The following is a 12,650-nucleotide window of genomic DNA, read 5'->3' on the forward strand; positions in this document are numbered from 1 at the left end:
CTGAAACCCATTTGAGGCATAAGAAAAGGCGCATAAAGCGCCTGATCTTAAGAGGTTGAGATGCTATTTGTCTTAGCGATCATCAAACTCATTGTGCTGCGGAGCAGGGTGTTTAAAGCCTTTGGTTTTATAACCGAGGTATAAAACCCCAAACATCGCCCACCATAAGCCATACTTCAATGAAGTTTCATCGACTTCGAGCCATAAAGCAAAGACTGCAATAAAGCCGCACAACGGTACGATCACAAAATTGAGAAGGTCTTTAAAGCCTTTGGTGCGACCATCACGTAGCGCATAACGTGAAATCACCGATAAATTCACAAAGCTAAATGCGGTGAGGGCACCAAAACTGATTAATGAAATGACAAAATCCAAGTTCATAAAACCAGCAGTTAACGCCACAGCACCTACAATTAAAATATTGTATGAAGGTGTATAGCTACGTGGGCTGATATGACCAAAGATTTTTTTGTTGATCACGCCATCACGACCCATCACGTACATTAAACGCGATACGCCCGCATGAGCCGAAATACCCGATGCCATTACCGTTACAATAGCAAAGGCAAGCACATATGACTGGAACAACGAGCCGCCGACCAAGAGCAGAATTTCTGGCTGTGTTTCAGCAATATTTTTAAAGTAGCTGCCTGGTTCATTCGGGAAGAAAATCTGCATGAAATAGGTGCTGACAATAAAAATCACACCCGCAATCAGCGCAGTTAAGAACATTGCCTTCGGTAAGGTTTTTTCAGTGTCTTTGGTTTCTTCTGCAAGCGAGCTGAGTGAGTCAAAACCTGTAAATGAAAAGCAGAGTAGGGTTGCACCTGTAATCAATGCGCCTACCGAAGTCAGTTCATTCCAGAAAGGTTCTAAGCTCCATAACTGATAGCGTTGCTCGGCAGTGATTGGACCATCGGCATTGAAACCTGCCTGAAGTTTGGTGTACATCATCCATGTAAATACGCCAATGACCACCAACTGTACCAAAACGATCATACTGTTAAAGTTGGCGACAAAACGCGCACCACGCAAGTTGACACCCGTCATAAATGCCGTGAGTACCACTACCCAAATCCAGTGATTCACATCAGGGAATAAGGCTTCCAGATAAATCACCGCCAAGATGATGTTGACCATTGGCGAGAGTAAATAATCTAGCCAAGATGACCAACCCACCATAAAACCAACGTTGGGGTGAATCGATTTTTGTGCATAGGTATACGCCGACCCAGAAGAAGGATAACGACGAATCATATGACCATAACTTAAAGAAGTTAAAAGAATGGCAACCAGTGCAAAAATATAAGATGTGGGTACGTGAAAATGACTTTCTTCCGATACTAAGCCGAAAGTGTCGAATAACGTCATCGGTTGAATGTAGGCTAAACCAATAATAATAATGTGCCAGAGTCCTAGCGTTTTTTGCAGTTTAGCTGCCGATTGAGTCCCAGAGATATTTGTCAATGGCGTTATCCTCTTAATCGTTGATCAAGGATCAGTCATGTTTGTTCAGGATTGTTTGAGACGAACAATCCCCCCTACATAAAAAGTAAAAACGCGCCAATCTACTCCATAATGACGCGCCTTGTCAGTATCTTTGCTTTCTTTTTTAGCAGAAAAAACGCCATATTGATGAAAAAACATCAGACGCAGCAGTCTACCAATGAAAAGCCCGATGTTTAGAAAAACATCAGGCTAGATTTTCGGCTATGTTCGCCTATTTTGTAGGAATTACCAAGCCTTTTTTAAGATAGCTTTGAGTTCTTCTAAATTGGCTTCTTTCGGGTTGTAAATAATCGAACCATCGTTCAGGGCTTTTTCAGCGACTTCATCTAATTGTGCTTCGCTGACTTTACCAGTTTCTTGTAAAGTGCGTGGCAATTTGGTCAGTGCATATAAGCGGTCACGAATAGCTAAGAGTGTCGCAATGGTTTTATCGGCACGTAAATGTGCAGGGGTTTGCGCATAGACGTCTGCGCCTGCCAACGGTAATAGCAGCTCGGCAATTTTATCGGCATTGACGTCTTTGTTGTATTCCAACACGTATGGCAAGAATAAATTCATGCACAGTCCATGTGGCAAATGTGCCACAGCACCCAACGCATGACCTAGGGAATGCACTAAACCAACCATGGAATTTGAAAATGCAATGCCCGCCATAGTAGATGCTTGTGCCAATTCCAAACGGCCTTGTTCATCGCTTGGGTTGTCTAATACATTGAACAGGTTATTGCTGATTTTTTTAATTGCTGCAGTGGCATAAGCATCAGAAATTGGGTTGGCTGCCATGCAACTATAAGCCTCAATGGCGTGCGTCATGGCATCCATAGCCGTCATTGCTGTTAAATGTGGTGGCAAAGTTTGCGTCATACGCGGGTCTAAAATGGCTGCATGTGGCATTAAGTAATACGATGCAAATGGCATTTTGACGTTCTTTTCTGTGTCGGATACCACCGCAACCATAGTCACTTCTGAACCTGTTCCAGATGTGGTTGGAATCACAAAAAAAGGTTTCAGTGGGCGTGGTAAGTTATGCGCACCTGAATATTGCAATAAGTCATCACCGCCCTCGCTGACTAAAATATTGGTGGCTTTAGAAGTGTCAATGACTGAACCGCCACCCACCGCGATAATGGCATCACAGTTATTTTCACGGTACAACTGTGCCGCACGACGCACTGTTGCCACACTTGAATCTTGCGGGACATCATCAAAAACATAGCCAATCACGGCATCGGTAGATTCAAAAGCCGCTTCAATCGGTGCAAGCAAATTGTTGGAACGCACACCTTTGTCGGTAATGATCATTGGACGCTGCGAACCGAGTGTCGCCAATTCAAACGGAATATGTTCAAGCGCTGCATGACCTGCAATGACTTTGACTGGGCAAAAAAATTCGTAATAAGGCTTCGCCATGTTATGCACTCCGTTTGAAATAAGATTGGGCAACTTTTAGATAGATATTGGCTGCACCTGATAGTTTTTCTTTTAAGCTGAGTTCAGTCGGATATTGTTTTACCGCCAGTTCTGCCAGTAATTTAGGCAAGATCAGTGCTTCCATTTTATTCAGGCAACGTACCAAGCGAATTGCATAAGACACATCACCATCAGCAATCATGCGGTCATGCGCAAAGGCCTGTGCGGTACTTTCCTGAAATGAAAACACTAAAAATGCATGATTTAAGTGTTTGAAGGTAATGGTTAAATCGGGTTTTTGTGCCGTATTCTGTAACAGTTCTAATTGATGATTTGCAGTGACTTTGGCAACAAAGGCTGGACCATTCGGAAAAACTTTCATAGACAACACAAAGTTGCTGGGGAATTTTGCAACTTCCTGTTTAATTTCTTCATCGACCTGACTTGCCATGACTAAACCTCTGCCAATCACATCCATCATGAGTTTGACATAGGCCAGTTGCAAAGCGGGTTTCACAGATTTAGTTGAAATCACGCGCTGAATCCCTGTGTTATAAATCATTATTTAGAGTAAATACTCTATTTTATTTCTTATTGAAAAGAAAGCCATTTATACGTGAATGACTTGAACGTCATTAAAGTAACCGCTGTTTTGTAAAGTTTCAATGATATCTGCGCAGAAGTTTTCAAAATGTGGATAGTCATTGACTAAATCCATCACACGTACCATTTCCAAACCTGCATAGCCGCAAGGGTTGATACTTTGAAAACCAGTCAAGTCACAATCAATATTGAGGGCTAAACCATGATAACTACGGCCTTTACGAATTTTAAAACCAAGTGAGCCAATTTTCCGTTCATTGACATATACCCCCGGTGCATCGGCTTTGGCATAGGCTTCAATGCCGTATTTTTTAAGCAGCTCAATCATCAAGTTTTCAGCATAAGATACCAAAGTACGGACATTCCAGCCTAAACGGTTCAGGTCAAACATGAAGTAGGCGACCAATTGGCCTGGGCCATGCCATGTGACTTGACCACCACGATCAGTCTGTACCACAGGAATATCTGTCGCCATTAAAATATGTTCGGCTTTGCCTGCTTGCCCTTGGGTCAGTACATTCGGATGTTGCAAAATCCAGAGTTGGTCAGGGCTGTCTGCATCACGTTGTTCAGTCCAGTCTTTCATTTCCTGAAAGCGAGCTTGATAGTCAGTCAGGTCATGATATTGACGAATAATCAGGTTTGGCCGTTGTGCAGTATCCACAGTGATGCAGTCCTATCCATAAAAGCAAGAAATTGATTTTATTATACGAAAATGTGGCGGCTGTAGGGGATTTGTGGATTGAATAAGATTTTGGCAGCGCAGAAACAAAAAACACGCCCGAAAGCGTGTTATTTGAAAATCAATCTACAAAATTACAATGCAGTTTTAATCAGTGGGCAAGCTGCCAAATCTGCATAAATGGCATGCACTTGTTCCAATTCTTCAAAACGCAATTGTGCTGTAATTGAATGATACTTGCCTGTGCGTGATGGGGTAATGCTGATGCTTTGTGCATCAAACTCAGGGAAGTGCTTCACTAAAATTTCAACCACAGCAATACGCAGTTCATCACCCGCGTCACCAATGAGTTTAATTGGGTAATCCATTGGAAACACCCAAAGATGCTCTTGTAGTTCACGAGATGGGGTACGGTTGAATAACGTCATAAGCGTGTGTCTCTATCTCTATATCAAACGCCTGCATAGGGCAGGCGTTTTTTGTCTTGTTGAATAAATGAGGCTGAATTTAAAAATTTCAATAGCTCATTTATGCAGCAATCTTAGTCATTTTCCAAGAACGAGCGTAAGTGTTCAGAACGAGAAGGGTGACGAAGTTTACGTAAGGCTTTGGCTTCAATCTGACGGATACGTTCACGGGTCACATCAAACTGCTTCCCAACTTCTTCCAAAGTATGATCGGTTGGCATATCAATACCAAAACGCATTTTCAGAACTTTGGCTTCACGTTCAGTCAAGTTTTCAAGCACTTCACGGGTCGCTTCTTTTAAGCCTTCAGAGGTTGCCGCATCAACAGGTGAGGTGATGTTGCTGTCCTCAATGAAGTCACCCAAATGTGAATCTTCATCATCACCAATTGGCGTTTCCATAGAAATCGGCTCTTTGGCAATTTTCAGAACTTTACGAACTTTAACTTCATCCATTTCCAAGCGTTCGCCTAATTCTTCTGGAGTCGGTTCACGACCCATTTCCTGAAGCAATTGACGCGATACACGGTTGATCTTGTTAATGGTTTCGATCATGTGTACTGGAATACGAATGGTACGCGCTTGGTCGGCAATAGAACGGGTAATCGCCTGACGAATCCACCATGTTGCATAAGTCGAGAACTTATAACCACGACGGTATTCGAACTTGTCTACCGCTTTCATCAAGCCGATGTTACCTTCCTGAATCAAGTCTAGGAATTGTAAACCACGGTTGGTGTATTTTTTTGCAATCGAAATAACCAGACGCAAGTTGGCTTCAACCATTTCTTTCTTCGCACGACGGGCTTTGGCTTCGCCTACTGCCATACGCTTAGAAATTTCTTTGATGCCTTTAACATCTAAGCCTAACTCTTTTTCAATGTCGGCAATTTTTTGTTGGAACGCCAAAATATCTGGACGTACTTTTTCCAAATAGCCTTTTTGGTCGGCAGGTGCTTTGGCAATGTGCTCGTCTAACCAAGCAAAGTTAGATTCCTGACCTGGGAATGAGGTACGGAATTGAGTACGATCCATACGACCACGACGCACCGCATAACGCATCACTTCACGTTCAGCAGTACGAATTTGTTCATGTGTACCACGAATCATTTCCGAAATAATATCGAATAAACGTGGCGTAAATTTAAACATCATGAATACAGTCGCTAAAGCTTCTAAAGCCTCTTGAGCTTCGGCACTTTCACGACCATGTTTTTCAATGGCAGCAATTTTTGCAAGATAAGCCTGTTCCAATTCACCAAAACGCATTCTTGCAATTTCTGGGTCTGGACCTGAATCTGCTTCAGATTCTTCTTCGGCTTCAGCTTCTTCTTCCTCATCGTCATCATCAAGTTTGACGTCTTTGGTTGGTTTGTTGCTGGTGTCTTCTTCTTTGTCTAAATCGGCTTCGTCTTCTAAAACTTCTGGAATTTCTTCATCGGTTTCAGGGTCTAAATAACCTGATAAAATATCGGCAAGGCGACGTTCGCCTGCTTCATAATCTTTATATTCTTGCAGTACCACTTGCACTGCGTTTGGCCAGTAGGCAATCGAGTGAAGTACATCGCGAATCCCTTCTTCAATACGTTTCGCAATGCTAATTTCACCTTCACGCGTTAACAGCTCAACCGTACCCATTTCACGCATATACATACGCACAGGGTCTGTGGTGCGACCAGGCTCATTTTCTACAGAGGCAAGTACCGCTGCAGCTTCTTCTTCAGCAACTTCGTCGGCAGCTTCCGCATTATCCTCGAACATTGCATCATCAGATTCAGGCGCACGTTCATGCACAGGAATACCGACGTCTTGAAGCATTTGAATAATGTCTTCAATCTGCTCGCTTTCTGTGATTGAGTCCGGGAGATGATCGTTAACCTCAGCGTAAGTTAGGTAACCTTGCTCTTTGCCTCGGCTAATCAGAGCCGCTACTTGCGAAGTAGGGGAATTCATATCGCTCATCTTTGCTTACTCTTCGTTGAATCTGTGGCAGTGAAAAACCGTGCATGATAGCACAATTCGCTTTAAATAGGGGGTGAATTGATCAATCAAGCATGATTTTAAAATGATGTTTGAATGAAGAATGTGATAGGAATATGGGGCTTCATTACTGTTTTTCAAGTCAATTTCCTTTTTGCCCGCAAAATATTTTTATGATTGGGGCGAATCTCAAATAATGATACTAACTTGTTCATAAATACACAAATTTGCCGCAATGTTGCAAGCTGTCTATGTTGCAGTTTTTTGAAAAAAATAAATAAAACTTGACAATATTTATAAAGGCAGATAAATAGCGGCTAGACCCTTCACATTTTTTCATTCTGAGGTAGTTTTAGTGTCTTCTACAGATTTTGAACTAGATGATAACTACGGTGATGATGATGTTAATTTCGATGAGGCATCAAACAAAATAAGCGCGAAAGAATCTTTAGAAAAGCGCCGTTTGATTGATGATTTACTCGCACAACGTCGTTTGGAACGTGAGCTCAAAGATTTTGATTATGATTTTGACGATGACGACGATTTTGACGATGAAGATGACTAAAATCAGGTACTGTATCTGGCATTGAAAATGCTATGCTACACCCCTAAATTGACACCGATGGATTTGAAATGACTGCTTTAGATTTAGACCTGTTAAGTGAATATCTAGATGGTGACCAAAACGAGTATGGTCTAGACTTCGCTGCAACGCATGGTTTCTTGTGTGCCATTGCAGTTGGACCTCAATTTGACCCATGGTTAAATGAATTGTTTGAAGGCAACCAAAAGAAAGTGCCTGCTGAAATTATTGCGCAAATTCAGGCTTGGTTAGAAAGCATTCGCCAAAGTTTAGCCAATGAAGAAGGCATTGAGTTTCCATTTGAAATTGAAGAAGCAGAAGTTGATTCAAGTTTGGGTGATTGGAGCGTTGGCTTTGTCGATGCGATGTTCTTAAACGAAGAAGCATGGTTTACGCCTGAATTTGAAGAGCAATTGGTTGATTTAACTTTGCCAATGATGGTGTTTAGCGGCATTGATGAAGAAGATCCACAAATGGAATCTTTCCGTCGCAATGGTCAGTTAATGGACGAAATTGCAGAAGAAATTCCTGAAAACCTGAATGAATTATATTTGATGTACCACACGCCTGATTAATGGCTTGGTTTACATATTGTGTAATATGTAATCCTCATAAAAAAAACGCACTGCGCAAATCGCAGTGCGTTTTTTATTATGGCGCTTCAATGATCATGTTACCAATTAGCGTGTCGCACGATCCCAAGCATCTTTGACAGCAAATTTAGCTTGTTCCCACGTTAAGCGTGAACTGCCTTTAATTTGTTCCCATTTGCTTCTTAGATCGGGCTCAACATCTTCGAAACGTGTGTGCGTATCATAATGTGGGCGGTTTTCATAACCAATGCGATAGGCATTTTGATAGTCACGATCATAATCTAAATCATGATAATGGTTGCGTGTTTCTGTAAAGTAGGTTGTATTTAAGCTATTGGTACGCCAGTAAGCTTCTTCTTCGGTAGGGTTCACAACTTCTGCTGCACCTTTACCTGCCAAACCACCCACTACAGCGCCTACAGCACCACCGACCACAGCACCTACTGGACCACCCAGCGCACCTACTGTTGCACCAGTAGCCGCACCGCCAACAGCACCTAAACCAGTACCGACAGGGTGTGCACCAGGTTCTCCTGTAATTGGATCGGCATTTAAGCGATCACGTTCTTCTTTTGGTAAGTTCTTAACCACATCACGGTCAATTTTTTCATTGCGTTCAAAATCTGACATTCGAATCACCTTTTTATCTTTGTATGCGTTATAGCGTTCCTATATTCATAAATCGCTATGAATAGGCTTAATCTACGCTGCTACAATGTAGGCTTATAGCCTATTCAGAATGCATTTCAGTTACAGCGCATGTCAGACGTAAATTTATGTGTGATATATCAGCCTGATGTTGATTTTAAGTGTTTGATGTTGCGGTTCAGTGTGAAATACGTACTTTAGGTAAGCTTATAAGTACTTTTTTTGATAATAACGGTTCGCATACCAACCATAGGCAACATGAAAAACTGCACCATGAATCGCAATCAAACACAGCATCACCACCGCAGCCAGTGCTAGTCCTGCTTTATCTGCAGCTTTTAAAATGGCTTCTGCATTCGGATTCATCAGCACCAAGAAAAACACAAAGAAGCTACCAATAATAATTGCCACCGCACTTGAGCCCCAAACCAGTTGAATTTTTTCATCACTGCTCGGTAAGCGTTGTTCTTTTTTGACAAAATGTCCTGCGCTAATGAATGCTGCGGCAATTAATGCAGGGAGCAAGGTCAAGCCACCTAAGTTCAGACCAAAAATCAATACGGTAATGAGTAAGACCAGCGTAATACTGTAAACCGCAGCAAAAAATAATAAATATGGTTTCATGTCTGATTTTCCCCAAAAAATTGATTCAATTGCGCAGCAACACAAGCATTAGTCACGCATTTTACGGCGATGCCTACGGTATAAAATAATTGCGATGACTAAGAGCACCAAGCCTATAATGACATGGCTGACCTGACTGAAAATTTGCTGCATCAATTGTTGGTTTTCACCAAAATAATAACCCACGCAAGCTAAAAAAGTGGTCCAAATAATTGTGCCTAAACCACTATAAAACATAAATTTCCAAAATGGCATGTGGCTCATGCCTGCAGGAATACTGATGAGAGAACGAATAGCGGGAATCATGCGCCCAAAAAATACAATCCGATGTCCATATTGTTCAAACCAATGCAGGGAGTTTCGGACGTCTTGTTCTTTAATCCATAGATATTTACCGTAGCGATTGACCCAGTGGTAAATACTTTCATGTTTGCAGCGATAACCTACCCAATATAACACTGCCGCTGCGAACAACGAGCCGATACAGCCTGCAATGATGACACCCAATAGCAGTAATTGCCCTTGCGATGCAGAATAGCCTGCAGAGGGCATAATAATTTCAGAAGGAACGGGTGGAAAAACATTATCCAGAAACATTAACAGGGCAATACCAAGGTAGCCCAGTTGTTCCATAATGGAAATAATCCATTCAGTTAAGTTCATGCAAGTTGTGCTTTAGAAAAGTGCTTCTATCCTAAGCAGTATTGGACGAACAGTAAAGTCTTGCGCAATTTAGACTTAATCAAGCTCTGCATGGGTCAGGGTATAGATATATACACGTCTTAAGCTATATGCCACAAGTATAGGAATGGCACAGAGCAGGGCGTAATTCAAGAAATGCGCTTGTAGATGATAGCCAACAAATGCCGCAATAATACTGCCTAAAATTGCACCTAAAGCCACAATAAAAGTATGAGATTCATGTTCCAAACCATCTTGCATTGTTGCGCTATGCGTAGCAGTCACAGATTTTACAGGCGTAAAACGTAGTGTGTGCATTGAATTTGAAATTGTTGTTTTAGGCATAGCGTCACTCCTGATTGCGGCATATAAATTTAGGAATACATAACGATCCTTGAATTTTGGGTTATGGGAGATGTTGAGTTTGTGCTGAACATCTGCACCAATATAGCCACAGATTTTGTGGCTTATTTTGATTGAATGCTATCACCCAATCTGGGGATATTGCGCAATGCTTGGTAAACAAGCGTTGTATTTTTATGTTCTATGTAATCTTGCGTGAAGCATATATGTAGACATAAAAAATCCCCATACTGGATGAGGACTTTTTCAATATGATTAGAGTGGTCGATACAACATCAACATGGCTTTTGTTAGACCTTGTTGATGTGTATGAGCCTGTACGGATTACAGACGTTTACGTTTAGCTGCGGCAATTTGTGATTGGCGCATACGGAAACCTTCTTTTTGTTTCTCACTGGTTTTATCAATACAGTACACACAAGATACACCGTGTTCATAGCTTGGTAATTCAACTTCTTCAGGCAGTAATGGCCAACCGCAAGCATGACATTTGGAGTTTTGACCTTCTTGCATACCATGTGTCACCGCAGTACGGCCATCAAATACGAAACATTCACCTTCCCATAAGCTTTCATCGGCTGGTGTTTCTTCTAAGTATTTAAGTACGCCACCTTTTAAGTGATAAACCTCGGTAAAACCTTCTTGCAACAATAAAGAGGTCGACTTCTCACAACGAATCCCGCCTGTGCAGAACATCGCAATTTTTTTATCTTTATGCTGTTCTAGGTTTTGTTTCACATATTCTGGAAATTCACGGAACGTTTCGGTTTTCGGGTCAATTGCGCCCTTAAACGTTCCTGCTTTGTATTCATAGTCATTACGGGTATCAATCAGAATGACATCGTCACGAGCAATCAGTTCATTCCATTCTTTCGGGTCTAGGTAGTGACCGACTAAATCACGTGGTTTTACTTCTACACCCAAAGTCACAATTTCTTTTTTCAGCTTGATTTTCATTTTACGGAATGGCTTTTCAGAGCTATGTGACTCTTTGTATTCCATTGCGGTAAAGCCTTCATCCAACAGAAATTGGTGAACTTGATCAATCGCGGCACGATCACCCGCTACAGTTCCATTAATGCCTTCACCTGCCACAATAAGAGTACCGCAAAGGTTGATTGAATTTATCAAATCTAATAAGCGTTGTTGAAGATCGGCAGGATCTGCAACTTCTTTGAATTGATAAAGTGCGGCGACAACCCAAGTCGTGGTCGCTGGCTGTTCTACAGGTGCAAGCTGTTCTACAGTAGCGTTCATGGAGTACTCCAATAGATGAAAGACAAAAATTTAAGGCGCATATTCTAACCTGCTTTGTGTGAATATGCGAGAAAACCGAGTGCGGTACATGGTTTTTAAAGCACGACACAACATTTTAAAAATGTAGCAGAACGGGGTATGATGCCACTCGTTTCAAAGAAGAATGTTGTGTTCATGTTGATGCGCCAACAGGTGTTGTTAAATATTGGAGTGTTGTGTTGAGTAAGGATCGTCAAATTGCCACTTTAACCCCGTGTGCAGGTCGTTGTTCTACGGTGTTTGGTGATGCTGTCTGTCGAGGTTGCCGTCGCTTTAACCATGAAGTGATTCGATGGAACAGCTATACGCCTGAACAACACACTGCCGTTTGGCGTCGTTTAGATGCACAGCTCGATCAGATTTTAGTGCCTATGTTGCCTTTTGCTGACCTGCGTCATGTCGAAGGGTTTATCCGCTCTAAGCGTGTGCGTTTACGAGATGATGCTTCAAAAGGGCGTAAGCTGTACCATGCACTGAAAATTTGTGAAAAAAATCGACATTTTACCGATGAAAGCGGCTTGGGCATTCACTACAAAGAAGTGCGACCTTTGTGGCAGGAGTTTGAACGTCGCGTGTTGGCGCTTGCAACCGCAAGTTATGATTTTGCATTTTTAAGGGCTGATGGTATTAGCCATAGCTTATTGCATAGCTTGCAAGATGATTAATTTGTAATTCTTGCGATTAAAGGCTAGAAAGACTTTTATTGAACCATAAAAAAACTCGCAAAATTTGCGAGTTTTTTTATTTTGTACAGGAATGGCTTAAGCCACTTGTACAGGAATACAGTTTGCAGTGTGATTCACGGTATTGTCTGGGTTTGCATAGACCAAACGTGGTTCGTGTGCATTGGCTTCTGCTTCAGTGAAGTCACCAAAGGTTGCAATAATAATAATATCGCCTACATCGGCTTGGTGTGCAGCACCACCATTGACTGAAATGATGCCTGAGTTGTCTTCACCACGAATTGCATAAGTTGTGAAGCGCTTACCATTGGTCACGTTCCATACGTGGATTTCTTCATATTCACGAATGCCAGCCAAATCCATGAGTGTTCCGTCAATTGCACATGAACCTTCGTAGTGAAGTTCTGCATGAGTTACAAAAGCACGGTGGATTTTGCATTTTAATAAACGAGATAGCATGGTGAGCGTCTCCTTAGTGGACCTAAGATTTTATCTTATGGTTGAATTCAAGCACTGCTTGCTGGATGTC

15 protein-coding genes are annotated in these 12,650 nt (G+C 41.9%); 3 read left to right on the forward strand and 12 right to left on the reverse strand.

Features of this window, described 5'->3' with window-relative positions:
- Nucleotides 1–72: 72 nt before the first annotated feature.
- The 6 genes from FTT78_RS03210 to rpoD all read right to left on the reverse strand — a co-directional run bounded on the left by FTT78_RS03210 (nt 73) and on the right by rpoD (nt 6,632).
- On the reverse strand, nt 73–1,467 hold the full coding sequence (locus FTT78_RS03210; RefSeq protein ID WP_004972258.1) for an APC family permease: 1,395 nt from the start codon (nt 1,465–1,467) through the stop codon (nt 73–75).
- Between the two features lie 267 nt (nt 1,468–1,734).
- Nucleotides 1,735–2,919, reverse strand: a complete 1,185-nt coding sequence (locus tag FTT78_RS03215) for an iron-containing alcohol dehydrogenase (protein WP_104853139.1) — start codon at nt 2,917–2,919, stop codon at nt 1,735–1,737.
- A gap of 1 nt (nt 2,920) precedes the next feature.
- A complete protein-coding gene (locus FTT78_RS03220; protein ID WP_180043590.1) occupies nt 2,921–3,454 on the reverse strand; it encodes a hypothetical protein in 534 nt (177 codons plus the stop codon).
- Nucleotides 3,455–3,529: 75 nt separating this feature from the next.
- Nucleotides 3,530–4,186 carry a lipoyl(octanoyl) transferase LipB gene (gene lipB / locus FTT78_RS03225; RefSeq protein ID WP_004972253.1) on the reverse strand — a complete coding sequence of 219 codons (657 nt, stop codon included), beginning with the start codon at nt 4,184–4,186 and terminating at the stop codon, nt 3,530–3,532.
- A 152-nt stretch (nt 4,187–4,338) separates the two neighbouring features.
- Nucleotides 4,339–4,632 (reverse strand): YbeD family protein, encoded by a 294-nt coding sequence (locus FTT78_RS03230; protein ID WP_019837061.1) that lies wholly within the window; start codon nt 4,630–4,632, stop codon nt 4,339–4,341.
- 113 nt (nt 4,633–4,745) lie between these two features.
- Nucleotides 4,746–6,632, reverse strand: a complete 1,887-nt coding sequence (gene rpoD / locus FTT78_RS03235; protein ID WP_004972247.1) for an RNA polymerase sigma factor RpoD — start codon at nt 6,630–6,632, stop codon at nt 4,746–4,748.
- A 373-nt stretch (nt 6,633–7,005) separates the two neighbouring features.
- Here rpoD and FTT78_RS03240 point away from each other — a divergent pair, with 373 nt between their 5' ends.
- Entirely contained in the window at nt 7,006–7,215 is a 210-nt protein-coding gene (locus FTT78_RS03240) for a PA3496 family putative envelope integrity protein (protein ID WP_004972246.1), read from the forward strand.
- A gap of 68 nt (nt 7,216–7,283) precedes the next feature.
- On the forward strand, nt 7,284–7,808 hold the full coding sequence (locus FTT78_RS03245; protein ID WP_004972244.1) for a YecA family protein: 525 nt from the start codon (nt 7,284–7,286) through the stop codon (nt 7,806–7,808).
- A 105-nt stretch (nt 7,809–7,913) separates the two neighbouring features.
- Here the strand turns inward: FTT78_RS03245 and FTT78_RS03250 are convergent, their stop codons facing one another.
- The 5 genes from FTT78_RS03250 to FTT78_RS03270 form a co-directional block, all read right to left on the reverse strand.
- On the reverse strand, nt 7,914–8,456 hold the full coding sequence (locus tag FTT78_RS03250) for a hypothetical protein (protein WP_096901027.1): 543 nt from the start codon (nt 8,454–8,456) through the stop codon (nt 7,914–7,916).
- A 225-nt stretch (nt 8,457–8,681) separates the two neighbouring features.
- Complete coding sequence (locus FTT78_RS03255; protein WP_004972241.1) at nt 8,682–9,098, reverse strand: ABZJ_00895 family protein; 417 nt, start codon at nt 9,096–9,098, stop codon at nt 8,682–8,684.
- Between the two features lie 48 nt (nt 9,099–9,146).
- Nucleotides 9,147–9,761 (reverse strand): DedA family protein, encoded by a 615-nt coding sequence (locus FTT78_RS03260; RefSeq protein ID WP_004972240.1) that lies wholly within the window; start codon nt 9,759–9,761, stop codon nt 9,147–9,149.
- 75 nt (nt 9,762–9,836) lie between these two features.
- Nucleotides 9,837–10,124: a hypothetical protein gene (locus FTT78_RS03265; RefSeq protein ID WP_180043592.1), complete on the reverse strand. Its 288-nt coding sequence runs from the start codon at nt 10,122–10,124 to the stop codon at nt 9,837–9,839.
- A gap of 342 nt (nt 10,125–10,466) precedes the next feature.
- Nucleotides 10,467–11,399 (reverse strand): rhodanese-related sulfurtransferase, encoded by a 933-nt coding sequence (locus FTT78_RS03270; protein WP_180043594.1) that lies wholly within the window; start codon nt 11,397–11,399, stop codon nt 10,467–10,469.
- A gap of 218 nt (nt 11,400–11,617) precedes the next feature.
- Here FTT78_RS03270 and FTT78_RS03275 point away from each other — a divergent pair, with 218 nt between their 5' ends.
- Entirely contained in the window at nt 11,618–12,103 is a 486-nt protein-coding gene (locus FTT78_RS03275) for a DUF1289 domain-containing protein (protein WP_180005774.1), read from the forward strand.
- Between the two features lie 96 nt (nt 12,104–12,199).
- Here FTT78_RS03275 and panD read toward each other — a convergent pair whose 3' ends face one another.
- A complete protein-coding gene (gene panD, locus FTT78_RS03280) occupies nt 12,200–12,580 on the reverse strand; it encodes an aspartate 1-decarboxylase (RefSeq protein ID WP_179991147.1) in 381 nt (126 codons plus the stop codon).
- Between the last annotated feature and the right edge of the window lie 70 nt (nt 12,581–12,650).

The sequence above is a fragment of the Acinetobacter sp. YH01011 genome (assembly GCF_013420785.1).
Classification (GTDB): Bacteria; Pseudomonadota; Gammaproteobacteria; order Pseudomonadales; family Moraxellaceae; genus Acinetobacter; species Acinetobacter towneri.